This is a genomic window from Paludibaculum fermentans, assembly GCF_015277775.1.
Lineage (GTDB): Bacteria > Acidobacteriota > Terriglobia > Bryobacterales > Bryobacteraceae > Paludibaculum > Paludibaculum fermentans.
In genome coordinates, this window is sequence record NZ_CP063849.1 from 5,156,665 (window position 1) to 5,182,125 (window position 25,461).

At 61.9% G+C, this 25,461-nt stretch carries 23 protein-coding genes; 13 read left to right on the plus strand and 10 right to left on the minus strand.

All coding sequences use genetic code 11. The features are described from left to right. Positions 1–45: 45 nt before the first annotated feature. Positions 46–639 (plus strand): hypothetical protein, encoded by a 594-nt coding sequence (locus IRI77_RS20215; RefSeq protein WP_194446833.1) that lies wholly within the window; start codon positions 46–48, stop codon positions 637–639. Between the two features lie 39 nt (positions 640–678). Here IRI77_RS20215 and IRI77_RS20220 read toward each other — a convergent pair whose 3' ends face one another. From IRI77_RS20220 to IRI77_RS20230, 3 genes are all read right to left on the minus strand, one after another. After that, positions 679–1,998 carry a CUAEP/CCAEP-tail radical SAM (seleno)protein gene (locus IRI77_RS20220; RefSeq protein ID WP_194446834.1) on the minus strand — a complete coding sequence of 440 codons (1,320 nt, stop codon included), beginning with the start codon at positions 1,996–1,998 and terminating at the stop codon, positions 679–681. Positions 1,999–2,097: 99 nt separating this feature from the next. Beyond that, the gene (locus tag IRI77_RS20225) at positions 2,098–5,487 is read right to left on the minus strand and encodes a TonB-dependent receptor (protein WP_194446835.1); all 3,390 of its coding nucleotides are present in this window, start codon (positions 5,485–5,487) and stop codon (positions 2,098–2,100) included. A gap of 570 nt (positions 5,488–6,057) precedes the next feature. Continuing rightward, complete coding sequence (locus tag IRI77_RS20230) at positions 6,058–7,314, minus strand: P-loop NTPase family protein (RefSeq protein WP_194446836.1); 1,257 nt, start codon at positions 7,312–7,314, stop codon at positions 6,058–6,060. Between the two features lie 102 nt (positions 7,315–7,416). On the opposite strand from IRI77_RS20230, the gene IRI77_RS20235 reads away from it, so the two are divergent. The 8 genes from IRI77_RS20235 to IRI77_RS20270 all read left to right on the plus strand — a co-directional run bounded on the left by IRI77_RS20235 (position 7,417) and on the right by IRI77_RS20270 (position 16,332). Further along, positions 7,417–9,093, plus strand: a complete 1,677-nt coding sequence (locus IRI77_RS20235; RefSeq protein WP_194446837.1) for a type II secretion system protein GspD — start codon at positions 7,417–7,419, stop codon at positions 9,091–9,093. An 85-nt stretch (positions 9,094–9,178) separates the two neighbouring features. Then, complete coding sequence (locus IRI77_RS20240) at positions 9,179–9,439, plus strand: hypothetical protein (protein ID WP_194446838.1); 261 nt, start codon at positions 9,179–9,181, stop codon at positions 9,437–9,439. Between the two features lie 12 nt (positions 9,440–9,451). Then, positions 9,452–10,519, plus strand: a complete 1,068-nt coding sequence (locus IRI77_RS20245; RefSeq protein WP_194446839.1) for an SIS domain-containing protein — start codon at positions 9,452–9,454, stop codon at positions 10,517–10,519. A 25-nt stretch (positions 10,520–10,544) separates the two neighbouring features. Then, positions 10,545–11,606, plus strand: coding sequence for a metallophosphoesterase family protein (locus tag IRI77_RS20250; protein ID WP_194446840.1), 1,062 nt, complete (start codon positions 10,545–10,547; stop codon positions 11,604–11,606). A 135-nt stretch (positions 11,607–11,741) separates the two neighbouring features. Continuing rightward, a complete protein-coding gene (locus tag IRI77_RS20255; RefSeq protein WP_194446841.1) occupies positions 11,742–13,388 on the plus strand; it encodes a sodium:solute symporter family protein in 1,647 nt (548 codons plus the stop codon). Between the two features lie 10 nt (positions 13,389–13,398). Continuing rightward, a complete protein-coding gene (locus IRI77_RS20260) occupies positions 13,399–13,578 on the plus strand; it encodes a hypothetical protein (protein ID WP_194446842.1) in 180 nt (59 codons plus the stop codon). Next, positions 13,557–14,660 (plus strand): galactokinase, encoded by a 1,104-nt coding sequence (gene galK, locus IRI77_RS20265; RefSeq protein WP_194446843.1) that lies wholly within the window; start codon positions 13,557–13,559, stop codon positions 14,658–14,660. The genes IRI77_RS20260 and galK overlap by 22 nt, the downstream gene beginning before the upstream one ends. Further along, positions 14,650–16,332, plus strand: coding sequence for an ArnT family glycosyltransferase (locus tag IRI77_RS20270; protein ID WP_194446844.1), 1,683 nt, complete (start codon positions 14,650–14,652; stop codon positions 16,330–16,332). Before galK ends, IRI77_RS20270 begins: the two co-directional genes overlap by 11 nt. A 29-nt stretch (positions 16,333–16,361) precedes the next feature. On the opposite strand, the gene IRI77_RS20275 is transcribed toward IRI77_RS20270, so the two are convergent. The 6 genes from IRI77_RS20275 to groES form a co-directional block, all read right to left on the minus strand. Beyond that, entirely contained in the window at positions 16,362–16,670 is a 309-nt protein-coding gene (locus tag IRI77_RS20275; protein WP_194446845.1) for a hypothetical protein, read from the minus strand. Positions 16,671–16,738: 68 nt separating this feature from the next. Beyond that, positions 16,739–17,401 (minus strand): transglutaminase family protein, encoded by a 663-nt coding sequence (locus tag IRI77_RS20280; protein ID WP_194446846.1) that lies wholly within the window; start codon positions 17,399–17,401, stop codon positions 16,739–16,741. Between the two features lie 43 nt (positions 17,402–17,444). Beyond that, entirely contained in the window at positions 17,445–17,744 is a 300-nt protein-coding gene (locus IRI77_RS20285) for a hypothetical protein (protein ID WP_194446847.1), read from the minus strand. Positions 17,745–17,796: 52 nt separating this feature from the next. After that, on the minus strand, positions 17,797–18,273 hold the full coding sequence (locus tag IRI77_RS20290) for a hypothetical protein (RefSeq protein ID WP_194446848.1): 477 nt from the start codon (positions 18,271–18,273) through the stop codon (positions 17,797–17,799). A gap of 23 nt (positions 18,274–18,296) precedes the next feature. Beyond that, positions 18,297–18,824 carry an OmpH family outer membrane protein gene (locus tag IRI77_RS20295; RefSeq protein ID WP_194446849.1) on the minus strand — a complete coding sequence of 176 codons (528 nt, stop codon included), beginning with the start codon at positions 18,822–18,824 and terminating at the stop codon, positions 18,297–18,299. Between the two features lie 44 nt (positions 18,825–18,868). Then, positions 18,869–19,156 carry a co-chaperone GroES gene (gene groES / locus IRI77_RS20300; protein WP_194446850.1) on the minus strand — a complete coding sequence of 96 codons (288 nt, stop codon included), beginning with the start codon at positions 19,154–19,156 and terminating at the stop codon, positions 18,869–18,871. 269 nt (positions 19,157–19,425) lie between these two features. On the opposite strand from groES, the gene IRI77_RS20305 reads away from it, so the two are divergent. From IRI77_RS20305 to IRI77_RS20315, 3 genes are read left to right on the plus strand one after another with little or no spacing between them, the layout of a single operon-like run. Beyond that, on the plus strand, positions 19,426–20,013 hold the full coding sequence (locus IRI77_RS20305; protein ID WP_194446851.1) for an RNA polymerase sigma factor: 588 nt from the start codon (positions 19,426–19,428) through the stop codon (positions 20,011–20,013). After that, positions 20,003–20,683 carry a hypothetical protein gene (locus tag IRI77_RS20310; protein ID WP_194446852.1) on the plus strand — a complete coding sequence of 227 codons (681 nt, stop codon included), beginning with the start codon at positions 20,003–20,005 and terminating at the stop codon, positions 20,681–20,683. Before IRI77_RS20305 ends, IRI77_RS20310 begins: the two co-directional genes overlap by 11 nt. Before the next feature lie 49 nt (positions 20,684–20,732). Further along, complete coding sequence (locus IRI77_RS20315) at positions 20,733–21,905, plus strand: hypothetical protein (protein ID WP_194446853.1); 1,173 nt, start codon at positions 20,733–20,735, stop codon at positions 21,903–21,905. On the opposite strand, the gene IRI77_RS20320 is transcribed toward IRI77_RS20315, so the two are convergent. Further along, positions 21,877–23,916: a CHAT domain-containing protein gene (locus tag IRI77_RS20320; protein WP_194446854.1), complete on the minus strand. Its 2,040-nt coding sequence runs from the start codon at positions 23,914–23,916 to the stop codon at positions 21,877–21,879. The two genes, IRI77_RS20315 and IRI77_RS20320, sit on opposite strands and share 29 nt — an antisense overlap. A 52-nt stretch (positions 23,917–23,968) precedes the next feature. On the opposite strand from IRI77_RS20320, the gene IRI77_RS20325 reads away from it, so the two are divergent. Next, entirely contained in the window at positions 23,969–24,811 is an 843-nt protein-coding gene (locus tag IRI77_RS20325) for a ThuA domain-containing protein (RefSeq protein WP_194446855.1), read from the plus strand. The last annotated feature ends 650 nt before the right edge of the window (positions 24,812–25,461 follow it).

The following is a 25,461-nucleotide window of genomic DNA, read 5'->3' on the forward strand; positions in this document are numbered from 1 at the left end:
ACATTAATTCTAGCTGGTGAAAAATGGGTGCGTTATTGTAGATCCATGAAGGGCCTTTTCTGTTTATTTCTCGCACTGGCGCCGCTGCAGGCGCAGTCGTGGTCAGTGGGCATTCCGGACTCCTTGATTACCTATCTCGCGTTGACGAGCAGCCAGGCAGGTCAGCTCGCGCAGAATAACAATGCCTACTCAGAGCTGGTATCCCGGAAGAATTCTCGTATTTACGAGGTGCAGAGCGAAATCGCTACAGAGACGGCCAAGGACCCTATCGATCCCAGCGCGCTAGGCGTGCGGTATATGGAGATCGAGCTGATTTGCCGCGACATCAAGAAGGCTGGAGACGACCTGCGCAAGAACAACACAGCATTGCTCACGGAGGCGCAGAAGGTCAAACTGGCGGCGCTGGAAGAGGCGATGAAGCTGGCTCCGGTGTACACGGCGGCTCAGAACGCGAACCTGCTTGCGGGGATACGGAGCGGGGATTTCTCGGCGATCATCGGCATACCGTCCGCTGCGGTCTTCTACCAAAAATGGCCTGCTGCCTGCAACACGCCATCCGCTGTTTCCATCTACGACCCGGTGGCCATGCCAACACCGCGGCCGTGCCGGGATGCTTCCTGCGTCGACAAACAGAAGTAGAAATTAGAGAAGAGCAACCTGCTCCTCAGTGGGCTCCGCTCAGCAGTACCAGGGTTCGTCCAGATAGGGCACGGCGGCGCGCGGGATGAGGTCGAAGTTCTCCGGCGGAGCTGCACCGTGGACCAGTTGCCAGATCTGGCGGAAGATCTCGTGCGGTGGATTGGCTGCTCTCTGACGGGACGCCACCAGATCGAAGACGCCGCGGGCCAGTTCGTCCACATCCGGATCCGGATGGTGCCAGCGGTGGAGGAGTCCGGCCGGATCGAAACCTTCCAACAGCGGTTCCACCTCCGGCAGACTCAGGATCAAGGAGTGCGCCGGGATCAGCAGCCGCAGGGCGAGTTGAATGGGCGCCACGTGGCTCGCCAGTCCGGTTTCCAGCAGCAGCGCCAGGAGGTCGCGATAGCCCTCCAATGTCGTCCAGGGGGTGAACGGCACGAAGGTCGGGTTCAGATGCAGCCCGGCTTCGCGGGCCAGAACCAGGGCGGCCAGGAAATCGGCGCGGGTGTGGCGCTTGTCGAGCTTCTCCAGCACCAGATCCTCAGTGGATTCCACGGCCGTCGTGATCAATACGCAGCCGGTGCGAGCCAGGGCAGGCAACAGCGCACGATGTTTGAGCAGGTGCTCCACCTTGATGGTGGCGTCGTAGGTCAGTTCCGGCCATTCCTGGTGCAGCGCTTCCACAATCCGCATTGCGTGTGTGGGGCCGTTGAGGAAGTCGGGATCGCCGAAGGTGATGTGCCGGGCTCCGGCGCTGGCCTGCCGGCGAATGTCCTCCAGGACGATTTCGGCGGGGACGACGCGGAAGACGCCGTTGTAGACCGGGACGACCGGGCAGTGCCGGCAGAGGTGCTTGCAGCCGCGGCTGGCCTCGGTGTAGCCCACGGTGCGGCGCTCGCCATTCACGTGGAGATGGGCGTAACGCTCGAGCTTGGGCAGGGTCGTGCGATCGGGCACGGCAAACGCCTGCCGTTCCAACTGGATGAGTGCGCCGGCCAGGCGTCCCTCTACCGCCTCCACCAGGCCTGATTCGAACTCACCGCCGATGATGTCGTGGACTCCGAGCTCGCGGAGGTGCTCGGCATTCAGCGGCGCGTAGAGGCCATAGGCCACCAAACGAACCGAAGGGTTGGCGTCGCGCACGCGCTCGAGCACCGGCAGGGCCATGCGAGTGGCCGTGTGCATGGGCAGGTGGAAGGCAATGCAATCCGCCTCTCGAACCGCCTTTGCCGGCAGGAGGCCGACCGTCAGATCGGCGCAGGTGACTTCGTGCCCGCGCGCCCGCAGCCAGGCCGCAGGCGAGGCCAGCCCGAAAGGTTGCCGGCCGAGTTCGTAAGTGGAGACAAGAACGACGCGCAACGGATCCGCCTGCTTTCATTATCGGATCTGGACAAAAGAAAAGGCTCCGTCCGAAGCAGGGGGAATCGGACGGAGCCAGCGGCGAGCGTGGCCGTCGAGTTAGAAGATGTACTTCAAGGCGAACTGCAGATTGCGCATGTTGGTGCGGGTGCCGCCGATCACGCCGTAACTCCCGGCATTGGTGATGTTGCCTGCCGAGTCACGCTGGATCTGTCCGGCATTGGTATCCGGATTGCCCCAGTTGGGATGGTTCGGCAGGTTGAAGGCCTCAAAGCGGAATTGCAGGGTGTGGTTTTCCGTCTTGGGAATGCGGAAGTTCTTCAGCGCCGAGAAGTCGACACCGACGATGGAGGGGCTGATGAGCGTGTTGCGGCCCACGTTGCCGAAGGTGCCGAAGGGCTGGAGCACGAAGGCAGCCGGGTTGTACCAGCGCTGCGGATCGCGGTTGCTCAGGTTCGGATCGGTGCCCGAGTTGTACATGGGGCGGTCGAAGCCGGCGCCTGTATTGGACTGGTCGCGGCCGGAGGTCACGGTGAGTGGGAAGCCGGTGGAGGCGGTCACGATGGTGCCCACCTGCCAGCCGCCGATGATGGTGTCGGCGAAGCTATTCGAGACGTTCCAACCCTTGCCCTTGCCGACCGGCAGGTCGTAGAGCAGCGAGGTGACAAAGCGATGGCGGGTGTCGAATGCCGACAGGCCGCGTTCGCAACGCATGCAATAGCTGTTCTGGGGGAAGAGGGTATCGCCGTCATTGACGCGAATGCCCGAGGTTTCGTCGATGGACTTGGACCACGTGTAGGACATCAGCGTGGAGAGGCCGCGCGAGTAGCGCTTGGTGACCTTGACGCCCAGCGAGTTGTAGTTGCCGCGGCCGCCGTTGTCGACCAGTTGGATGCGCCCGAAGTAGGGGTAAGGCGAACGCTGGATGACGCTGCCGGTGGCTCCGGGGAGGGCTTCGTTGACGGCGCGGAGGGATTCCAGCTTACGGCTGACAGAGCCGAGGTAGCCGGCTTCGATGACGAAGTTCGACGTGAACTCGCGCTGTACGTTGAACAGGTACTGCATGGAGTAAGGGGTGCGGCGTTCATACAGATTGGCGAACGCATAAGGATTCGCGATCTGCGGGAAGGCACCCACGATGGAGGAGAACGAGTTCGCCCACTGGCTGTCAGGCCGGTCGCTGACCGATTCCTTGCGGAAGCGGCCGGCGGTGTTGCGGGCCATGTCGAAGCGGGGATTGCCGGTGTCCTGGGTGTAGAACATGCCGGCGCCGGTGCGGATGACCCACTTGGAGGTCGGGCTCCAGCTGATGCCGATGCGCGGGGCGAAGTCGTTCATGTCACGGCGAACCATGGTGTTGCCGAGGCGGCCGTCCTGCGCCACATCGATGCCGGGCCAGCGGATGGCGATGCCGTCATAGGGATCCTTGCCGACGCCCTGCCGCAGGAAGATGGGGTAGCGGCTGCGGTCCTGGATCGCCGGCGTGGAATCCATGAACGGCATGTACACGGTGAACAGCCGGCCGCTGTCATCGGTCCAGGCGGGGGTGTTCTCGTAGCGCAGGCCAAGCGACAGGGTGATGTTGGAGGCGATCTTCCAGGTGTCGTCGATGTAGAACGAGAAACTGGTGGCGCGGAAGCGGGCGCTGCCGATGGCAACAGCCTGTTCCGCACGCCGCACTTCGCCCAGCAGGAAGTCGGCGAAGGCGTCGCCGCCCAGGTTCGTTCCGGTGGGCCCGCGGCGGGAAGCGTTCACTTCAAAGCCGAACGAACCGCGGGCGAACTGGTTGCCGTCCTGGTTGAACTGCTCGTTGCGCACTTCGCCGCCGAAGCGGAAGGTGTGGTGGCCGTGGATCCACGAGGTGTTGTTCAGGAACTGCATGGAGCGGTTCTTGTTCTCGTAGGGGCCCTCGGAGTCGTCGCCAAACCCGGAGTAGTTGGTGAGTCCGATGGCCGGGATGCCGTACGTGATGGGCGCTCCGCCCTTGAGTCCGGGAATGGCCAGTTCGTCCACGACATTGCGGACATTGGCGAGTTCGCGGGCCGTGGAGTTGTAGAACCGGGTGTAGCCGAAGCGGGTCTCGTTCACGATGTTGGGCGTGAGGGTGCGGGTGTTGGAGCCCATGTACTGCTCGACGTTGGTCAGTACCTGGGAGCCGTTCAACTTCAGGCCGGCATTGAGCTGGACTTCGTCGCCCCAGCTGTAGCGGCCGGCCCATTGGGATTTCGGCGATTCCACCCAGTCGAGACGCAGGATGAACTGGTCGCGATTGATGGGGGCGCCCTGGGCCTGCTGGAAGTTGTTCACGCGCGGGGTGGAGGTGGCCAGGTTGGGCGCCGGGTAGAACTCCAGCAGTTTCTTGGAGATGCCCTCGATACGATTGGCCGGGATGATGCCGCCCGGGAACGGGGTGGAGGTGATGAGACCATCCGCGCCGACCGTGCGGGTCTTCGGGTCGTAGATACCGCCGGCGATCTCGCTGAAGTCGCCGCCGCGCATGGCGGCGCTGGGCAGGCTGTAGAGAGACTGCGTGGAGCGGCGCTGGCGGAACGCTTCATAGTTGCCCATGAAGAAGAGCCGGTCTTTCCCGTTGAGGATTTTCGGGATCATAACCGGGCCCGACAGGGTGCCGCCGTATTGGTTCCATTTGAAAGGATCCTTGGGTGGGCGAGCGCTGCGGAAGGCGTAGTTCTTGGCGTCGAGCTTTTCGTTGCGCAGGAACTCGAAGACGGTGCCGTGGAACTGGTTACCGCCGGATTTAGTCAGCACGTTGATCTGGGCGGTGGCGCGGCCGAACTCGGCCGGGTAGACACCGGTCTGGACCTTGAACTCCTGCAGGGCGTCGATGGAAGGCTGGATCACGAAGGTGTTGAAGTTCGGATCGGTGTTTTCCACGCCGTCGAGGGAGTAGTGGTTGAACGAACTGCGCTGTCCGGCGACAGCGATCGACTGTTCGGAGCGGAAGCCGCCCTGCCGGGAGCGGGCCTGTCCGGCGGAAGGAAAGCCGGTGGAGGTATTCGGCGAGAGAGAGACTAACTGGAGGTAGTTTCTGCCGTTCAAGGGCAGTTCCACGATGCGTTTGTTCTCGACAACCGTACCCAGGGTGGAGTTTTCCGTCGTGAGCGCGCTGGCCTGCGCCGTAACTTCAATGGTTTCCGAAACGGAGCCGACGGCGAGATCCAGGTCGAGGCGAACCGTTTGCTGGACCTGGACTTCGATGTTAGTGGAGGCGGCGGCTTTGAACCCGGGCTTTTCGGCCTTGAGGTTGTATGAGCCAGGCGGGAGTGACGGGAAGCTGTAGATGCCGGCTTCGTTCGTGACGGAAGAACGAGTGGCGTTGGTGGCCAGATTCACGATGGTGACCGCAACTTCAGGCACGGGCGCGGAAGTTGTATCGCGGATCTGGCCGGTAATTTCACCCAGAGTCTGCGCAAGCATGGGCAGGCCCAGAGCAAGCACAATACAAACGACGTAGAAGATCCTCTTCATTGAGGCACCCCAGAGAGTGATGTATCGCCACAAGGCGAAAGTGTAGGTGGAGCATATCAGTAGGGATTGACGATTTCAAGTTCGTGAACAGAACTTATTTGCGAACGGTTCACGGAAGCGGACGTCAAACTCCAGTTTTCAGTCGAGATTCAGGCGAAGATCGAGCACATCACGGGATAGCTAACGATGGACGGAAGGGAACGACTTCGGAGGGCTCGTCTTAAAGACGCAGGAGTGTAGCAGCGAATACACAAGAGAGCGATGTTGAACCGCAACTAGTTGATAAGTATGAATTTATCATCTAGGCAGCAGACAGACGCTTCGCTGCCTGGGGCGACCCAGGTGTGCAGCGATTCGCGGATTCGAACACCCGTCGGCATGATCCCTGAGTGAGTATAGATTGATAGCGCCCGGCGGAGCGGTCATGGCCTGTCAGAAATTGCAGCGGTGATATGAATCAATTCACCAGCCTGGGCTCAATCTGGAATGCGTGGCTGCACGTCGGGCGGCGGGTGGAATACAGGGCGCCTCGGCGCCCGTACCCGGGAGCTTACTCGTTGGACCGCCGGCTTAGCTGCGGGCGAAGTAGAGGTAAACCGCGCGTTCGATATCCGGCTTGTTGACCTGGAGCGGACGGTTCTCGTACTGGCTGATCGCACCGATGATGTTGATGATGTCGAGCGGATAGCAGGCACGGAGCTCTGTTCGCCCGCCGGACAGACAGAGTTTGCGCAGGTACTCACAGCTGTCGTATTCAGCCGGTACGTTCTTGGTGGAGACGACGCGCTGGAAGATCATGTCGAACACCTGAGGAGCCACCGGCTCGACTTCGATCTTGTTCTGAATACGCCGGAGAAACGCTTCGTCAGCGAGGTCCGAAGGGTCGAGGTTCGTCGAGAATACGACCATCAATTCGAATGGAATCTGGAACTTAACACCATAGCGGAGGGTGAGGTAGTCGACACGGCGGTCGAGCGGCACAATCCAGCGGTTCAGCAGGTCGCGCGGGCTCATCAACTGGCGGCCAAAGTCGTCAATGATGAAGATGCCGTTATTGGCCTTCATCTGGAGGGGCGCGGCGTAAATGCCGGACGCCTCATCCAGGCGCAGTTCGAGCATCGAAGGAATGAGTTCGCCGCCCACGACGATGCAGGGGCGCTTGCACATCACCCAACGCGGATCGATGTCAGGATCGTCGAGTTCCAGCCGCGTGTGAACCACGGGGTCATACAAGCTGAGGATCTGGTTGTCGACTTCCACCGCGTAGGGAATGAGAACAGCGTCCTGATAGACGCGCAGCATGCGCTCCGCAATGGAGGTTTTGCCATTGCCGGAAGGGCCGTACAAGAAGATCGAGTTTTGCGAGATGAGCGCGGGGCCGAGTTGGTCCAGCAGGCGGTCCGGCACAACGAGGTCTGAGAACGCGGCGCGCAAAGCGCGGCGGTCAATGTTTACTTTGGCGGCCTGGCGCTTGGTGGCGGCGTGATAGTCCCGCAGGGCCACCGGGCAGGCGCCGGCGTACTGGGAGATCTGAAAACGGTCGGACGCGAGTTGCTTGCCTGCTTGCGTGAGAACGAACGAGTAGTCGTTGCCCACCATGCCTTTCACTTCAATGAGCTGCTGCTGGCGCAACTGCCGGAACGCCTGATCGATGATCGGGAGCGACAACCGGAGAGCACGGCTCAGGCTCTCCAGGGTGCTGAAGCCTTCGAGCATGGTGCGTCGAACCAGGAGGTCGATCACCAGGGATTGGGAGATGCCAAGGTCCGTCAGATTCTGCGGGACGGGCGGGGCATAGTTGGCGCGAGGACCGACCAGGGAAGTCATGGCAGTGGTCTATCGACAGGAACCCGGCGAGAGTTTAGCCGGGCCGGGCACGAATCAATACTGCACGTCCGGGCTGGCTGGGACGTCTTTCCTGATGTACTAGTGTCTCTGCGCATTTACACTCTCGTGCTCTGCCTGTGCTCGCTGGGGATCGCTGGCGAGAGCGCCCCTTCGCTCTACAAGAAGGCGCGCAAAGCCGCGGCCAGGAACGACTATGCGGCCGCGTATCTCCTTGCGTCCCAGGCAGTTGCGGCCGACCCGGCGAAGCCGGAATACTGGAACTTCGCGCAGGCGGTGCGCAGCAGGGCGCTGCCGAACCTGAAGGTGGGCCTCGAGCCGATTGCGGTGGCAGCGGGACCTGGCGGCGCTGCGGGAGCGATTCCGAGGGTTACTGAGGAAACGTCGATCAACACCGAGGGGAAAACCAGCGCGGCCGCCCCGGATCCGGAGGTCACTTTTCCGGAAATCACTGAAAGCGAGCTGAAGGAGGCACGGCAGATCCGCCCGCTCCCCACCCTGGCCGGCGGCTCCGCCCTCAAGAGCTTCAATCTGCGCGGCGATGCCAAACGGCTGTTCGAGGAGGTCTTCAAGGCGTACGGGCTGAGCGTGGTGTTTGACGGCGACTACCAGGCTGGAGCACCGGTACTGTTCCGGGCGGAAAATATCGACTGGAAAGAAGCCATTCGCGACCTGGAGAATGTCACCAGTTCGTTCGTGGTTCCGGTGAGCTCCAAGGTGGCCCTCATCGCCAAGGACACAACTCAGAAGCGGGCCGAGGTGGAGCCCGTGATCTCCGTCGTGATTCCCTTCCCTGAGCCGTTGAGCCCGCAGGAAGTCCAGGAAGCGGCCCGCGCCGTGCAATCGACCTTCGACATGACGAAGATGGGCATCGATAACGGCCGCAGGCTGGTCCTGTTCCGGGACCGTGTTTCGCGGCTGCGGCCGGCCATGCAGCTATTTCAGGAACTGATGTTGCACCGCGGGCAGATCGTGACGGAAGTGGAGCTGATTTCGGTCAACCAGGATTCCTCCCTGAGCTACGGCATGACACTGCCCGGCAGCTTTCCATTTACGTATGTAGGAGATCTGTCGCCGCTCAACTACAAGCCTGTCTACGCGTCCACATCAAGTCCTTACGCGACGTTTGGCGGCGGGCGAACACGTTTCGCCATGGGGCTGGTCGGCGCCAGTTTATTCGCCAGCATGTCGCGCGGCCAAACCAACTCGCTGATGAAGGCGGAACTGCTGGGCCTGGACGGGCAGGCGGCGCAGCTCCATGTGGGGGATCGGTACCCGATCATCACCAGCATGTACTCCGGCGCGGCTACCGGCTCGACGACCGGCGGCTATGGCACGGCCCCGAGCATCAACTTCGAGGATCTGGGTATCGTGCTGAAGATCACTCCGCACCTGCACGGGACGGAAAGCGTGACGCTGGAGATCGAGGCGGAGTTCAAGGCGCTGGCGGGCTCCGCGGTCAATGACATACCGGTCATCTCCGAGCGGAAATTCGCGACCAAGACGCGGGTTAAGTACTCTGAAACCGCTGTGATAGCCGGCCTCGTGCGCGAAACGCTGACGCAGAGCTGGAGCGGTATCCCGGTCCTGGCCATCGCGTCGCCATTCCGCTCGAACGACAAATCGATGGAGCGGACACAATTGCTGCTCACTGTGCATCCCAAGCTGGTCAATCTGCCGCCCTCGGAGTTTCCGTCTCCCCAGGTTTGGGTGGGATCCGAAACACGTCCGCGAACAGTTCTCGAGCCAACGGCCAATTGACATCCGCCCACCGGATGCTGTCCGATCAAGAATAGACTATGCTTGGCTCTGAACCGCAAGTGCGGACAAAGGAAGGAGACGGTTAATGAGCGAAGGAACTACGAAATCCCCTGAGGATCTGGCCGCTGAGCTGGAAAAGCTAAAGGCCGAGAATGCGTCACTGAAGAAGGCTCGCAATGCGGGCGTCAGCTTCAAGGTGAGCGAAAAGGGTGCCGTTTCGGTGTACGGCCTGGGCCGTTTTCCCGTCACGCTGTACAAGGAACAGTGGGAACGCCTGCTCGCGTCCGGCGACCAGATCAAGTCATTCATGGCCGATAACGCGGACAAACTGAAGATCAAGGAGTAGACTCCCCCCTCCATGTCAAAAATGCTGGCTGAGATCCGTGAGCAGCCCACGGCGCTCGAACGGACCCTGAAAGCGGAGCTGCGCGGATTTGAACGCCTGCGCGCCCGTTTCGAGAAGGAGCGGCCTCGCCTGGTTGTCCTGGCAGCCCGTGGGACCTCGGACAACGCAGCGCAATTTGGGCGCTATCTAATTGAAGTGACAACCGGAATTCCGGTTTCGCTGGCCGCTCCGTCAGTCTCGACCCTGTATCATTCCAATCTGCGGCTGGAAGGCGCCCTCCTCGCCGCCGTCTCGCAATCGGGCGAATCCACCGACACGAATGTGGTGCTGGAAGAGGCGAAGAAGCAAGGCGCATTCACCATCGGCATCACCAACGAACCCGAGAGCACGCTGGCCCGCATCGCGGACCATGCGGTCCTGGTCCGTGCCGGACGGGAGAAGAGCGTCGCCGCCACGAAGACCTATACCGGGCAATTGCTTTCTTTCTACCTGCTGGCCTATGCGCTGGGGGCGAAGATCCGGATCGACGATCTCCGCCTGCTTCCGGATCTGGCGGCCAAGGCCCTCACGCTGGAGAAGGAAGTGGCGGCCCGGGCCGAGAAGTACAAGTACGCCCGGCATGCCGTTGTGATCGGGCGAGGGCTGAACTACGCGAACGCCTTCGAATGGGCTCTGAAGATGATGGAGACCTGCTACATCATCGCCGAGCGCTTTTCCCAGGCGGACATTCTGCACGGACCCATCGCGATGGTTGAACCGTCGTTCCCGGCATTTGTCCTGGCGCCTCCCGGCCCGACCTGGCCGGTGATGAACGAGATGATCACGAAGCTGAGCGGACTGCGCGCCGAGACCCTCGTGCTCACTGACAAGTCGAATGCCGAAGCGCCGAAATCCGCTCTGCGCATCCCGGCAAAACTTGCGTTCAAACCCGGCAAGAATGGACCAGCCCTGCCTGAGGACCTGCTGACGCCCATTCCGTACATCATCCCGGCCCAGATGTTCGCCGCGTCTTTATCCGCGGTGAAGGGACTGGATCCGGACCAACCGCGAGGGTTGTCGAAAGTCACCCTCACCCTCTAGCCATGTAATACGATACAGGGCAGTCATGCTGAAACAGACTGCCCTGTCCGCCCTCCTTTTGTGCCTGTCCGGCCTCCACCCATCCAGACTTTTCGCTGAAGACAAGATCGTTGGCGGTCCGTTTGCCGTCAACGTGACAGGCAAGAGCGCCACCATCGGCTGGGTCGTCCAATCCGGCGAGGTGAGAGTGGGCGAGAACCGGGTGGTGCCCGTGCTTCGGTCAGAGAAGATCTCGATGACCGGGCTGAAGGCCGGTGAAACGGTGACCTACACCATCCCGGGCGGGCTGCGCGGGACCTTCAAAACAGCGCCCGCCAAGCCGGTCGCTTTCGAAGCGGTGGTCTTTGGAGATACGCGCACCCGTCACGACCTGCACCGCAAGATCATCGGCGCCATCGAGAAGACGAACCCGGACCTGGTCTTTCATACCGGCGACCTGGTCACGGACGGACTGGATGTCGAGCAGTGGCCGCGCTTCTTCGACATCGAGCGCGTGATGCTGGACAAGACGGCGTTCTTCCCCGTGCTGGGCAACCACGAGCGGAACAGCCGCCGCTTCTACGAATTCTTCGATGTTTCCACGCCTTACTACTCAGTGGACTGGGGCGGAGTCCATTTCGTCCTGCTGAATTCAGACCTCGGCAATGCCGCATTGAGCGCCCAGGCTCGCGAGTCGTTCTGGGCCGAGCAGTTGCGCTGGCTGGACGAAGACTTGGCCAAGGCCCAGAAGGCGGAGTTCCGTGTCGTGGTCATGCACCATCCGCCGTTCACGGCCATGAAATCCCGGCAGTCCGGCGAAACTCCGGTGAAAGCGATGGTGCCGATTTTCGAGAAACACAAAGTGGCGGTGGTATTCAGTGGACACGATCACAACTACCAGCACCACCTGAACAAGGGCGTGCACTATGTCGTCACCGGCGGCGGCGGCGCGCCATTGTATCCAGTGGACGCACCCATTGAAGGCACGACTGTAAAAGTGGAGAGCACTGAGCACTACGTACGGTTGCTGGCCGCGCCAGGGTCGATCCGGATGGAAGCGATTGCATTGGACGGCCGGATGCTGGAGAGTTTGGAGCTGAAGCCGTGAGGAGGCAGCGGATCAGCCCGTTGGGAAATTTAGGGATACGGGCCTCTCTTTATGCCCGAAATCGGACCCAAAGCTCCGGAGCGGGCTACGCTGACACGGTCCGGCAGTATATGATGTTGTTTCGGTTCGCGCACCATGACCCTACACCTAATTGACTATGTCGTCTTGGCGCTGTACTTCGGGTTCGTCCTGGGTATCGGCTGGTTCCTCCGTAAGAACGTCAAGTCCAGTTCGGACTTTCTGACCAGCGGGCACTCGCTGCCACTCTGGATCACGTCGCTGGCTTTCCTCGCGGCCAACATGGGCGCATTGGAAATGATCGGCATGTGCGGTTCGGGCGCGAAGTACGGCATGATGACGTCGCACTTCTATTGGGTGGGCGCCATTCCGGCCATGCTCTTTGTGGGTGTCTTCATGATGCCCTTCTACTACGGCAGCAAGGCTCGCAGCGTGCCGGAATATTTGAAGCTGCGGTTTGACGAAAAGACGCGCGGCTTCAATGCGATCACGTTTGCGATCATGACGATCTTCAGCTCGGGCATCTCGATGTACGCGCTGGGCATCCTGCTGCAGGCGATTTTCGGCTGGAGCTTCACCTTCTCGGTGCTGGCGTCCGCCGGCATCGTGCTGGCGTACACCTACCTGGGCGGCTTGTCGAGCGCGATCTACAATGAGGTGCTTCAGTTCTTCCTCATTGTGGCCGGCTTCGCGCCCCTCGCTATTTTGTCGGTGCACAAGGCCGGTGGCTGGGACGGCATCGCTTCGCGGCTCAGCCCGAAGATGACGCAGTCCTGGCAGCATATCGCCAAGGCCGGCGACAATCCGATGGGCGTCGAGATCATCGGCCTCATCATGGGGCTCGGGTTCGTCTTGAGCTTCGGCTACTGGTGTACGAACTACCTGGTGGTGCAACGCGCCATGGCGGCCCGGAACATGACCGACGCGCGGAACACGCCCATCGTCGGCGCTTTCCCGAAAATGTTCATCCCGTTCGTGGTCATCGTGCCCGGCATCGCCGCCGCGGCCCTGGCCTCGATGAGCGTCGGCTACGCGCTGCCTCTCAAGAACGGCAACCCCGATTACGACAAAGTGCTGTTCAGCCTGATGGCGCAGTTCTACCCCAGCGGCATGCTGGGCGTCGGCCTCACGGCGCTGGTCGCATCCTTCATGAGCGGCATGGCCGGAAATGTAACCGCGTTCAACACGGTATGGACCTACGACATTTACCAGAGCTACATTCGCAAGCACGCGCCTGATGAACACTACCTGTGGATGGGCCGCATGGCGACCATCTTCGGCACGGGGCTCTCCATCGGCGCGGCCTACCTGGCGCAGTCCTTCAACAACATGATGGACTTCCTGCAGCTGATTTTCGGCTTTGTGAACGCGCCACTCTTTGCGACATTCCTGCTGGGCATGTTCTGGAAACGCTCCACCGGCCACGGCGCCTTCGCCGGCCTGGTGAGCGGAACCGCCGCCGCGGCAGTCACTTATGGCCTGACGGAGGCGGAAGGCAAAGGCGGCTGGATGGGCGCTCAGTATCACTTCCCGTCGTCCATGGCTCAGAATTTCTGGGTCGCGATTGCCGCCTTCGGCTGCTGCCTGGTGGTCACGACCATCGTCAGCCTGGCCACGAAAGCGAAACCGGACGCCGAACTGGTTGGCCTTGTGTATAGCGTGACACCTCGCCAGACGGAAGAAGCGGAATGGTATCGCCGGCCCGCCACCCTGGCCATTGTGGCCAGCGTGATTTGCATTGCGCTGAACTTCGTATTCTTCTAAAGGAATAACCATGCTGGATCTGCGAAAACCGGCCGGCTACTTCTTCGGCCTACTCGGCCTGCTGCTGACGGGGACGGGGCTGATGGCGAACTTCAACGCGCCATTGCTGGACTCCAACCTAAATCTGTACTTCGGCATCTTTTCCATTGCTTTTGGAGGCATCTTTCTGTGGCTCGCGCGCCGCGCATAAAGCACTATCACGCCCCCGGGCGCGTCAACCTGATCGGTGAACACACGGACTATAACGCAGGCTTCGTGATGCCCATCGCCATCGCGGTTGGCTGCGACATCCGGGTGGGTTCGATCCGGAAGAAAGAGATCCGGCTGACGTCCAGGCAGTTTCCCGGGGATCTTTCCTACCCCATCGATTCGATTGCGGGCATGTCGAAGACCGGCACGTGGGCCGATTACGTCCTGGGCGTGGCACAGCAGATCCTGGCGCTGGGTCTTGAGCTGAAACCGATGCATCTGGCGATCGACTCGTCGGTGCCGACAGGCGGCGGGCTCAGCTCCTCGGCGGCCCTCGAGGTTTCCGGAGCATTGGCCCTGCTGGGCGACAACGAGGTCACTAAGCTGGAGCTTGCCCAGTTGTGCCAGCGGGCGGAGCGCGAGTTCGTCGGCATGCCTTGCGGAATCATGGATCAATACGCCTCGGTCTTTGGCGAGGCGCATAAAGCGATCATGCTGGATTGCCGGTCCAACACGCACAAACTGGCGCCCATCCCGGATGGCGCGGAAGTCGTGGTCGTCAACTCGATGGTAAAGCACGAGTTAGGCTCTTCGGCCTACCGCGATCGGGTGGCGGAATGCCATCAGGCACTCTCTCACTTCCCCGGGAAAACGGCTCTCCGCGACGTCACCCTGGGCGAATTGGAGCGTGCCGCATCCAAGATGGAAGAGATTCCGCTGGCCCGCGCCCGCCACGTCATCCTTGAGGACCTGCGCGTGGAGAACTTCTTCGCCGCGGCGGAGGACAACGACCTGCCACTGATGGGCAAGCTGATGGTGGAATCCCATCGCAGCCTGCAGCACGATTACGAAGTGAGCTGCGTGGAGTTAGATTCCCTGGTTGATACGGCGCTCACGATCGACGGCGTCTACGGCGCCCGCATGACCGGCGGCGGCTTCGGCGGCTGCACAGTGAACCTGGTGGATCCGAAAGATGTTGATCGCTTCGAAAACGAGATCATCGCGCGCTACCAGGCCCAGTGGAATCTGACTCCGGCTGTTTATCGCTTCACGCCATCAGCCGGCGCGCGGCGTGTGGAGTAGGCTTCTGCACAGGCGGGCCGTATGGCTTGCCTGTGTACTGGCTCTTGTCTCGCTACAGTTCGCCCGGCAGTTCACCGCCGCGCTGCAGGAGACGCAGGTTTTCGACGAAGGCCTGCACCTCTCGGCGGGTTACACCATCCTGCTGACCGGCGATTACCGCCTGAATCCGGAGCACCCTCCGCTGGGCCGGGTTCTCAATGCGTTGCCTCTGCTGTTTCTGAAGCCCGACCCAAAACTTGACTCGCAGGGATGGAAAGAAGCGGACGCCATCGCGGTCGGCCGCGATCTGCTGTATCACCAGCAAACTCTGAAGCCGGAGCAGATCCTGCTGCCTGCGAGGCTGGTGACGATTGCCCTGACCCTGGTCCTGGCCCTGACCATGGCGTTCTGGATGCGAGCCCGCTACGGCCCACCGGCGGCGCTGCTGGCCGTATTCCTGGTCACGCTTGACCCGAACCTCTCCGCGCATGGGCACTACGTCACCACCGACTTCATCGCAACACTGACTTGCTTCCTCGCCGTCCTGGCGTTCGACCGCATGCAGAGGCGGGGCCACCCGCTAGATATCCTTTGGGCCGGGCTCGCCCTGGGCGCGGCGTTGGTTTCCAAGTTCTCGGCCGTCTTCCTGCTGCCGGTCTTTGCCGTGCTGTGGCTGCTGCACCGGACACCCTGGCGCACGACGCTGCTGCAGTTGGCGGGGCTGATCCTGGTGAGCGGGCTTGTGGTGGCCGTCAGCTATGGTCCGGAAACGCTGCGCTCGCGCCATGCGCCCCGGCTGAACGACGTCGTCAAGAAAGACACGGCGATTGGCTATGCGCTGCGCGTGGGCGGACGCTACCTGCACCTGCCGGCGCATCCCTTCTTCCTTGGATTGAATGAGATGGCGTTGCATCAGAAGGCCGGACACCCATCCTACATGCTGGGCATGGTGCGGCTGCATGGGACGTGGAGCTATTTCCCGTTTGTCTTCCTGGTCAAGACCCCGTTGGGCGCCCTGCTGCTGTGCCTGCTGGCGCTGCCACTGCTGCGCCGTTTCAGCCGGGACCTGCTGGTCCTGGCGGTCCCGCTTGGCATCTATTGGGTGCTCTGCCTGACCAGCGGGATCAACATCGGCGTGCGCCACCTGCTGCCGGTATTCCCCTTTACCTACGCGCTGGTAGCCGTTCTCATCGCCCGGCATTCCGTTCAGGTGTACAGGAAGGCGGCTCCCGCCCTGGTGGGCGTGGCCTGCCTTGTGCTGGTGGGCGAGTCCGCTTACATTGCGCCGCACGACATCGCGTTCTTCAATCCGGCGGTGGGCGGACCGGCGAACGGCCCGAAGCTGCTGTTGGACTCCAACCTGGACTGGGGACAGGACTTAGGGAATCTCCGGCGCTGGCTGGACGCGCGCGGGCGGAATGACGTCTGCCTGGCCTACTTTGGCTCGGCCGATGAGAAGTACTTCCGGTTTCAGGGCTGGGCGATCCCAGCCAATATGCACCTGCGTGCAGGCGAGCGTCCGCCGTGCCACCTGGCCGCTATCAGTGTGACTCTGCTGGAAGGGGTCTATCACGAGCGCGCCTGGTACGCCTGGCTGAGGGCAAGACAACCGCTGGCCCGCATCGGGTGGTCCATCTACGTCTACGACACAACCGATGTTTCGGAGGGCAGGATCCCGAAGGAGAGCTTCTGACCGGGCGCTGGCCGTCCGGCGGTTGCGAGTCAGACGACCGGGTCGGCGCCGTTCTCCACCGGCCCCGCAATGGGCAGCCTGTGCTTCTTCTCCAGGTACTCTGAGAGCTTGAGCAGGGTGCGTCCGCCGCGGTCCACATACCGATTGGCGGCCTTCTGGTAGCGCCGCAGCACCTCACGGCGGTTGGCGTCGCGCAGTTCGCAGGACTCGATATCCAGCAGCACCTCCACTTCCCAGGACTGGAACGTGTTGCGCTGAATGCGGCCGCGCAGCAACTCCTGCATCAGCTTGTTGAACTGGTGCAGGCGCGCCTCAAGCTCGTGAACGGGTAAGTTCATTTCCTCCGCGTAATGATTTTAGCTGGAATTGGGAGACAGTGCCTGGAATCGTTCGTTCCAGCAGGAGACTAAGGCGCTACAAAACGAAGCCAATTCTCCACGATGCCTGCCCTGGGGTTGTCTCCGGCGCGGCGGTAAGAGCCCCATAGATTCCTCAACATGCGGCCCACAATCGCCCGCTTGCCGCAGGGCACAAACTGTAGTTCCACGCTCTGGCCGGGCCGCGCCGTGAGCTCGCGAATCTTTTCGACACAGTCCTCTTCGGTCAGCAGCCGGCCTTGATCGAACACATCGACGTAAACTCGCACCAGCCCGTCGTTGTACTGGCACACGAAGTGAGCCGGCAGGGCAACGCCATATACAGGCCGCAGCAATCGACGGGCGATCTCTAGGTAGATGACGGAGAGGGTAATCGGCAGTCCCTTGCGCCTCTCGATGACCAGCGGCAGGCAACTGTTCTCCGCCGCATAGTAGTCTTCCCGATCACCGCGCAGGCCCACCCCGTCGAACAGAACCCGGTTGACGGCGCTGAGGAAATGAGCCCCACCCGCGCCGGGCATCAGCATGCCTTCGATTTGCCCGGCCCATTCATCCAGAAGCCGCAGGATCGGCTCGGGATCACAAGGCCCGGTGTGGATGGACGCCAGTTCGATTGCCGCGGCATCGAGTTCCATCGCCTGTTCATCGCCTGCCACCAGGGCTTGGAATGCGGCTGAAGGCTCTACCAACATGATTTCTCGCAGGATAGTTTTCCAATAATGGACATCGTCCGCATCAGGCCCACTGGCCCAAGCCGCCGGACAGGGAAACGACACCCAACAACGCGACCACAGCCCCCGCCAGACGGAGTGAAGTGGCGGCGGGTGGGTTTCCAGCCGAACCACGGGACGTTACGGCCCAGGGATGCCCGCCCTGCAGCGCGCTGCTAAAGCGCTGGATACCTTCCATAAAGTCCTGGATCAGCCGCCATGCACCGGCGGGCTGGACGGCCATCCAGACGCCTGCATAGATCAATCCCGCGCCCACGACAACCGGCGCCAATCCCTGACCCGAACCGGCCGAAGGCAAAAGCATGCCTCATGCTACCACTAGATCGAGTGGGCTCACCCCGGCCGCGCAGGCGTGGCTATTTGAAGAAGATATCCAGAAACTTCGTGTTGCGTCCGGTGGCATCGACGCAGTACTCAAACGGGCTGAAACTGAGGTTTCGGTCCTTCCGGTCCACGTAGAGCAGGACTTCTTCCTTCGGAAACTGGAGAATCTGGATCACGCCCCCGTCGCACGAGCGTGTGCGGCGGATGCTCGCCAGCGTGATATCGGCGTGCGCGCTCTTCGGTCCCCAATCCTCCAGGAACCGCTGGAGGTTATAGTCGCGGCACGGCTTAGCCGGATCGCAACCCCACAGGCGGTACGCGTCTTCGTATTTCTTATCTTTCAGCAGGTCGAGAAACTTCGAGATCTGCCGCTTCTCCTGGAAGTCGTGCAGAAAGAAGTAGCCGGCCACGGAAAGCAGGACAACAGCCACGGCGGCGATGACGACGCGTTTCACTCCACGTTCGCGCTTCGCATCGGAGACTCCGTAGCTGTCCAGATACCCGGCCATGACTCGGGTCCTCCTGTCCTAGACTACTTTTTCGACGGATACGCTTTGTCGTAAGCGGCGGTGACGTCGGCTGAGATGTCCATCGTCGGCTTGAAGTACAGGAGGTTGGCGCCATCGACAACGAGATCCAGGCCCTTCTCCTCGGACACCTTCTTCACGACTTCCTGCAGCCGCTGACCCACGCGCTGCAGGATGTCCTGCCGCTCGCGATTCACTTCGTTCTGCAGGCCTTCGCTGTTGCGCTGCAGCTGGCGCTGCTTCATCTGGATCCTGGCAGCCATGTCGGCCAGGGCGGCCTCGTTGTACTTGGCCTGATTGGTTTCGTAGTCCTGGCTCAGCTTGGCAACTTCCTTTTCGAGGTTCGCCAATTCATCCTGGCGGGGCCCGAATTTGGCCTTCAGGTCGGCTTCGGCCTGCTTGATCTCGGCCGTATCGGCCAGGGCCTTTTGCAGGTTGACGGCCGCGACCTTCACTTGAGCTGAGGCCACCACTGTGGCGCAGAGCATCAGGGCAGCCAAACCGGCGAGACGTTTCCAGCGGATCGCAATCATGAGAATCTTCAAACTCCTTAAAACTTACTTTGAGGGGCCCGGCTCTAGCCGAGCACCGCCAGAATTTCGTCCTCGCGTAGAATCAGGTACTCGACTCCATCAATCTTTACATCCGAACCGGAGTACTTGCCGAAGAGAATAACGTCACCGGATTTCACTTCGAGACCGCAACGCTGCCCGTTCTCCAGCAACTTACCATTGCCGACGGCTACCACTTCGCCACGCTGCGGCTTCTCCTTCGCGGTGTCCGGAATAATTATACCGCCCACCTGCGCTTCGCCTTGCTCCACGCGCTTTACCAGCACTCGGTCGTGTAACGGGCGCAGTGCCATAGGTTCTCTCCCTCGCTATTAGACGCCAGAACTTCGAATTCGGACGCACACGCCCTCTCTCGATGCGGCCGTGCTGGTCCATCTTGCATTGTAGAATCCCCGGAGCCACATCCTCAACTGCCGAATGCCCCCCTCGTCCGTTATGATGATCTCTGGAAGATCGCCTGCAGCAAGGTCGCACGGAGTTGTTCCCGCGAGCCCCAAGCGCTGTCTTAACCGTTGTATGACGGAAGCGGGCATCCAGGCGTTTCGGAAAGATACAACGCCGCATGAACGAATTCAGCGACGAAGAGCTGGTGGCTCGGGCGCTGGAGTCCGGCCGGCCGGACCCGTCAAATCCTTGGCTGCACGAACTTTTCTCCCGTCACCAGCGTCGCGTTGTCCTTTGGTGCCTGCGCTACTCCGCCAATCGCGAAGAGGCCCTGGACCTATCGCAAGAGGTGATGGCGAATACGTTTCGCCGCCTGGAGACCTTTCAGGGCAACTCCAAATTCACGACCTGGCTCTTCACTGTCTGCCGCAATCATTGCCTGAACGCCATCAAGAGCAAAGCCAGCCGGCCGGAGTCCGGTGGCGAGGAGTTGCTGTTGAGCCTGGCCGCTCCCTCCGGCGCGTCCATCGAGGACCGCCTGACCCAGGAATCGCAACTGGAGCTCGCCCGGACCTGGATTCGAGACTCGCTCGACAAGACCGAGCAGCGCGTGTTTGTCATGCACTTTCTGGAGGAGATCCCCTTGGACGCCATCACGCGGGCCATGGGACTCACCAATCCCAGCGGAGCCAAGGCGTATATAGTGAGCGCCCGCCGGAAACTGTCCGAAGCCGCGCGGCGATGGAGGTCGCAGCATGAACGATAACGAGGCTCTCCGCGCCCCCGGCCATTGCCTGGAACCTGCTGAAATTGAAGCCTTTGTGGAAGGGCGCGCGGATCAGCTCGCGGCCCACGTCGAAGCCTGCCCCGCTTGCAGCCACGTCGCCGCCTCCTATCGCGAATTCCTGGAAGCTGACGTCCGGGCCGACGAGAAGGCCGATATCGAATGGATCGAGTCACGCCTCAGGAAGCCCGCTCCGAAGCGTAGCTGGTTCGCCTGGCTGGGCCCATCACCCATGCCACGCTGGGCTTTCAGCCTGGCCGCGATCCTCCTGATTGTGGCCGGATCGCTGCAACTGCGCCGCATGGCCGGTCCGGGCCTGCGTACCCCTGAAACGGGCGCCAGCGTCGTCCGCTCGTCGCAGGTTCACCTCCAGTCCCCTTCCGGAGATGTGGAGACCGCCCCCGATTTCTTCCAATGGGACCCGGTCGACAAGGCCGCGGCCTACGAGTTCCAGATCACCGAAGTAGACGGCACACCTCTCTGGACGGGCCGCACAAATCAGACGAAACTAAATTCCGCGCCGGACATCCAACGCTTCATGCTTCCGCGCAAAGCGCTGCTTTGGCGGGTGAAGGCACTCAGTGCCTCAGGTGGGGTGATCGCAGAGTCCGCTTCCGAGCGATTTAAGGTTCTTCCCTCCGCCAGCCGCTAGTTGAGTTATCCTTTCAAAACGCACGTGCGCGTATCAGAGGGCAGATCGCATGAAACTGGTGTTGGTTTTCCTGACAGCCGGGCTGGGACTGTTATCAGCCGGTGACTACTCCGGATACTACGGCGGAAAGTACAAGGGTCTTTGGTTGGAAGTGTCCAGCGAAGCCGCGCCGCCGGGCGGCGTTGCGCAGGTTCGCATCACGCTGACCGAACCAAAGCCCATCATCCGTACGAAGCTTTACCTCGAATTCGACGAGCAAGTGGTCGAGCAGATCATGTCCGTCGGCGCCTACAGCGAAAACGTGGAAGCCACAGGCGTCGCCACCCGCAGAGGGAACGTGCTGGTGGTCGAGGCAGCCTCCCCCACTGGCAACCTGGGCAAGCTGCCGTGGTACCCGATCTTCTCCATTTCTGTAAAGCTGCGCGATGGCCTGCCGGCCGGCACGAGCTCGCTTTTCACGATAGGAGCCAATTCGGAGTTCTACCAGCCCGATGGTACGCCCTGGACCATTGAAAGCAACAAAGCGGGCAGCGTGGCCGTCGACGGGTCCCTATCTATTGATGATGTCTTCCCGGGCGGCGGCACGATTCAGCCGGGCGAGTTCGTTAAGGTGACTGGGCGCGGCTTCACGCCCCAGAGCCAGGTGGCGGCGTACAGTGCACCCGGCGTGGCAAACTATGCCGCCGATGCGCTGCAGGTGGAATACGTCTCCTCCACCGAGCTCCACGTCACCTCCGGTACGCCCTTCAGCCTGGATCTGCGCTATCTCGAGGTGACCAATCCCGACCAGTCAGAGAAGCGCTTCTACACCTCGTTGAGCGGCATCGATACCTCCCCCAGCCTGTTCGATAACCTGAGCGCGGCCAAACCGCTCTTTGCCCCGCGTACCTTCGACACTGCCATCCTGCCCGTCTCGCAACTCAGCCCGGAGTCCGGAGCGTTCCAGGGGATCGCGCTGCAGAATCCCTCGCAGGATGCGATCGCGGTTCGTCTCGAAGTGGCAAGTCCTGACGGGGTGGGTTTCGCCTCTGCCAACGCGACCCTGCTGCCGCGGGAACAGCTATTGAAAGATATGGAAGAGGTTTTCCCGGGCTTGGCCTTGCCGGCCGGCACCACGCTGCGGATTCAATCCAGCGCTCCGGTAAGATTGATGGGTATCGCAGGCGACCGCAACGCCGGCACGATTCAACCCGTTATCCCCTCCGTCCCGTCCTCAAACTGAGGGCGAGGCCCGCGGCGGCCAGGGTAGCGGCAGCGCCGCTCAGCAACACGCTCCAGGACCAATAGGGCGTCAGTGGACTCAAGCCGTCTCCGGACAGGACAAAGGCGGCCCAATCCTCCACAGGCGCCCCCTTTTGCATCATCTCGAGCTTGGCTGTGCGAACGGCGGCCCCGCGAGGCGTCCCGTTGCTCAACTCCCGGTAGAAGCGCTGCATGAAATCGGCGGCGGCTTCATCGCGGACCGCCCACAGCGAACCCACCACACTCCCGGCGCCCGATTCCAGAAAAGCCCGAGCCAGACTCATCGGAGAATCCCCCCGCGCCGCGGCTCCAGCCTCAGTCTCGCAAGCGGAAAGGGTGACCAGTTCAACCCCACGGAGATCCAGCTTGACCACATCGCGCAGATACAAGTACTCAGGCCCCGAGAAGAGGATGCGCGAGCGTGCAGGGTTTTCGAAGTCCGCGGCGGCGTGCGTGGCCAGATGGATCACCCGGAAGTCACGCGCCTCGTTTAACGCCTGCTTGCGGGCCTCGCTTTTCACCCGCAGATCCGCCTGTCCATTCAGCTGTTTCGAGACCATGACCAACTCCGCGGCAGCGCGCGGCAGGTGCGCCCAATCCGGGTCTCCAGGCAAGGCCGTGCGGACCTCCGGATCACCGATTCCCAGCAGTTGAGCCTCCCAAGGCCAGCGCGCCCCGGTCTTGCGGGCGGCCGCAGGCAGGAATGTGGACGAAGGCAGGCTCCAGGTCTCATACCGTTCCACCACCTTCGTGCCGTCGGCCCAAGCCAGGGCATCGAAGGCGACCCCGGCCAGCGTGCCGTCAGGCACCAGGACCAGGCGATGGATCCCGTCCAAAGGCGGCAGAACATCGGAAGCTGTTCGCGCCGGCAGGTGGATCGCGCTCCACTGGCTACCGGCTTGTGTGATCTTTAGCACGCCGGCCTGCTTCCGCCCCACCCAGTACACCAGCAGGGCTGAGCCGGCCGGCACTTTGCCGCGCAATTGCGGCAGGGGTAACGTGGTGCGCCCGCGCGACCGCTCCAGCCAATCCAGCCGTTCTGCATCGCTGGCCGCGCTCTCGATCAGGGCATCGAACACATCGCGCTTGTCAGCCAGAAACCCGCCGCGCAATTCCGCGCGTCTCAGGTCAGCGCGCGTCGATTCGATGACGGCCGCCGCGGCCTGCCACTGCGACCGGTCGTGATCCACCCGGCCCAGGCCATAGAGGGCTTTCCACTGCTCTTCCGGCAATTTGAGACTGCGCGCGTTGTCCAGCACACTCTGCCAGCGGAGCCGGGCTCCGGCTTCATCGCCAGTCCGGAAGAGCGCCTCACCCAGGTACAGCTCGCACTGCAGCTCCTCGCGTTTGTTGCCGCTGCGGTGCGCCAGCGCGAGGGCCTCGGCGAACCCGGCGCGCGCGGCTGAGTAGTCCTGGAACTCCATGGCCTGCGCGATGGCGATGTTCTTCATGGCTCCCAACTGGCCATCGACGTCCTGAACCTGGCGGAATAAGGCGACGGAGGCGCGCTCGGTTTCCAGAGCCTTGTAGGGGTCGCCCAGGCGGCGATAGAGCGCCCCCAGGTTCGCTAGGACACGAGCCTCTTCCCCGGCCTCCAGCTTCTGGCCGGCCCGCCGCAGCTTCAGGTAGATATCCAGTGCGTCGTGATCCTTACCCAGCTTCTGCAGCAGTGCGGCGCGGTTTACGTCGACAAACTGCAGGACATCCGGCACCCACGGCTCGCCTGCACGCTCTTCCGCCATGGTGGCGGCGCGATTGTAGACATCCCAGGCCTCAACATAGCGGCCGCGGTAGAAATGGACCGCGCCGATGTTCACCCACGAGACAGCCTCCTGGCGCACTTCTCCGCGTTCGTGAAACAGGCTGCGGGCCTTGCCGAAGGCGTCCAGCGCCTTCTCATACTCGCCGCCATAGAGGAACTCGCCGCCCGCCTTGTTCAGCGCCTGCGCATCGTCAACACCCTGCCCCCAACACACGGCACTGATGAGCATCACTGCCACCAGGCGAATGGTATGATGGCCCGGAAACGGTGCATCCCCCCTCATGAAACCCCTTCGAATCGCATCCATTTGCCTGATCGTTTTGGGCCTATGCGCCCCCGTCAATCATACCCTCCAGGCCCAGGCCCGCAAAAAGAGGCTCCTGGTGATCGGCGCCAACAACACGGTTGGCGAGCGGCAGGGCTTTCAGCACGATTCCACGTCGCAGGCCATGGCTACACTCTGGAACCTCGGCCGCGAATCCACGCTTTGGGATACCTACTTCAAGAGCGATACGTATCTCCTGACGAAGCAGAAGCTGCCCAACAACGCCAAGAACCTCGACTATTTCGACGCGGTTGCCTTCTACACCACCGGCAACTTCCAGCTCACGGACGAGCAGAAGTCCGCACTGCTGTCCTTTGTCCGCGACGACGGCAAGGGCTTCATCGGTGTGCATTCCGCTCCGGACAGCTTCTACGACTGGCCCGAGTATGGCGAGATGATCGGCGGGTATTTCGATGGCCATCCCTGGAATACGTTCCAGGCCCCCATCGTTGTCGAGGACCCGTCGAACCCCATCGTGCGCCACTTCTCGAAGGAGTTCACGACTCTGGACGAGATCTACCAGGCGAAGAACTTCTCGCGCGAGAAGTGCCGGGTGCTGCTGCGCCTGGATGAGAACAAGCTGGATCTGACCAAGCCGGCGGTGAAGCGAACGGACAAGGATTTCGCGGTGGCCTGGATCAAAAACTACGGCAAGGGCCGGGTCTTCTACTCCACGTTCGGCCACACCCCGGAATCGTGGGACCGGCCGGATATCCGCCAGATGTGGCTGGAAGCGGTCAAGTGGACCATGGGCCTGACCGAGGCCGACGCCACCCCGCGCCCGCGCCCTGCCAAGTAGCCTCCTGCTCGCGCGCACCCTGGCGGGCTCCTGCCGGGGTGCGCTCCCCCACACCCAGCCCCGCTGACGTTTCGCCGGTTCTCCGCCATCGTTCCATCCCGCTCATTCGTCAGCCTCCTCTCCGCACTTTGCCCTCCACCCCTTGATTAAGTTCAACCTGGCCCGCTGGATAATCCGCAAATGCCGCAAAACCTGGCCGCGCCGCATCGCGGCGCAACGCCCCTGTGCCCGAAAGACAGTCCTTCTTGCAGTGGTGCTCCGGGTTAACATCCTACGCGGACGTTCTGGTTGTCTCATCACGCCCCAAGGGAAGGAAGCGGCGAATAACCAGTCTGGACACCCGCCTCCGGGCGTCCAGAATCGAGCAGTACGGTGAATGTCGTGCCCGCGCAGTTGCCTCTCGGCCTGCGGGAAACAAAGAGAAGAGCGGCCGGCTCGCTCGTGAATCGGGGCACCGGGACGCGCAAAGACATAATCACTGACCCGCCACGGTGAACCCCATATCAGGCTCACCCGGGAGAACCGGCGTGGTCGCGGGATAGCTGTTGAGCCGTTATTCATGGGCACGAGTGAACGCTCGGCCCCTGATCCCTTGCCGCTCTAAGCGTTCCGCGTAGCCCGCCGAAATGTCCAAGAAATATGCGGAGGGA

What these genes read in the sequence shown, in the direction of transcription:
- IRI77_RS20215 (WP_194446833.1), top strand. Translation starts at nt 46, where the DNA reads ATGAAGGGCCTTTTCTGTTTATTTCTCGCACTGGCGCCGCTGCAGGCG.
- IRI77_RS20225 (WP_194446835.1), bottom strand. Translation starts at nt 5,487, where the DNA reads ATGAAGAGGATCTTCTACGTCGTTTGTATTGTGCTTGCTCTGGGCCTG.
- IRI77_RS20230 (WP_194446836.1), bottom strand. Translation starts at nt 7,314, where the DNA reads ATGACTTCCCTGGTCGGTCCTCGCGCCAACTATGCCCCGCCCGTCCCG.
- IRI77_RS20240 (WP_194446838.1), top strand. Translation starts at nt 9,179, where the DNA reads ATGAGCGAAGGAACTACGAAATCCCCTGAGGATCTGGCCGCTGAGCTG.
- IRI77_RS20245 (WP_194446839.1), top strand. Translation starts at nt 9,452, where the DNA reads ATGTCAAAAATGCTGGCTGAGATCCGTGAGCAGCCCACGGCGCTCGAA.
- IRI77_RS20250 (WP_194446840.1), top strand. Translation starts at nt 10,545, where the DNA reads ATGCTGAAACAGACTGCCCTGTCCGCCCTCCTTTTGTGCCTGTCCGGC.
- IRI77_RS20255 (WP_194446841.1), top strand. Translation starts at nt 11,742, where the DNA reads ATGACCCTACACCTAATTGACTATGTCGTCTTGGCGCTGTACTTCGGG.
- IRI77_RS20260 (WP_194446842.1), top strand. Translation starts at nt 13,399, where the DNA reads ATGCTGGATCTGCGAAAACCGGCCGGCTACTTCTTCGGCCTACTCGGC.
- IRI77_RS20275 (WP_194446845.1), bottom strand. Translation starts at nt 16,670, where the DNA reads ATGAACTTACCCGTTCACGAGCTTGAGGCGCGCCTGCACCAGTTCAAC.
- IRI77_RS20280 (WP_194446846.1), bottom strand. Translation starts at nt 17,401, where the DNA reads ATGTTGGTAGAGCCTTCAGCCGCATTCCAAGCCCTGGTGGCAGGCGAT.
- IRI77_RS20285 (WP_194446847.1), bottom strand. Translation starts at nt 17,744, where the DNA reads ATGCTTTTGCCTTCGGCCGGTTCGGGTCAGGGATTGGCGCCGGTTGTC.
- IRI77_RS20290 (WP_194446848.1), bottom strand. Translation starts at nt 18,273, where the DNA reads ATGGCCGGGTATCTGGACAGCTACGGAGTCTCCGATGCGAAGCGCGAA.
- IRI77_RS20295 (WP_194446849.1), bottom strand. Translation starts at nt 18,824, where the DNA reads ATGATTGCGATCCGCTGGAAACGTCTCGCCGGTTTGGCTGCCCTGATG.
- groES (WP_194446850.1), bottom strand. Translation starts at nt 19,156, where the DNA reads ATGGCACTGCGCCCGTTACACGACCGAGTGCTGGTAAAGCGCGTGGAG.
- IRI77_RS20305 (WP_194446851.1), top strand. Translation starts at nt 19,426, where the DNA reads ATGAACGAATTCAGCGACGAAGAGCTGGTGGCTCGGGCGCTGGAGTCC.
- IRI77_RS20310 (WP_194446852.1), top strand. Translation starts at nt 20,003, where the DNA reads ATGAACGATAACGAGGCTCTCCGCGCCCCCGGCCATTGCCTGGAACCT.
- IRI77_RS20315 (WP_194446853.1), top strand. Translation starts at nt 20,733, where the DNA reads ATGAAACTGGTGTTGGTTTTCCTGACAGCCGGGCTGGGACTGTTATCA.
- IRI77_RS20320 (WP_194446854.1), bottom strand. Translation starts at nt 23,916, where the DNA reads ATGCTCATCAGTGCCGTGTGTTGGGGGCAGGGTGTTGACGATGCGCAG.
- IRI77_RS20325 (WP_194446855.1), top strand. Translation starts at nt 23,969, where the DNA reads ATGAAACCCCTTCGAATCGCATCCATTTGCCTGATCGTTTTGGGCCTA.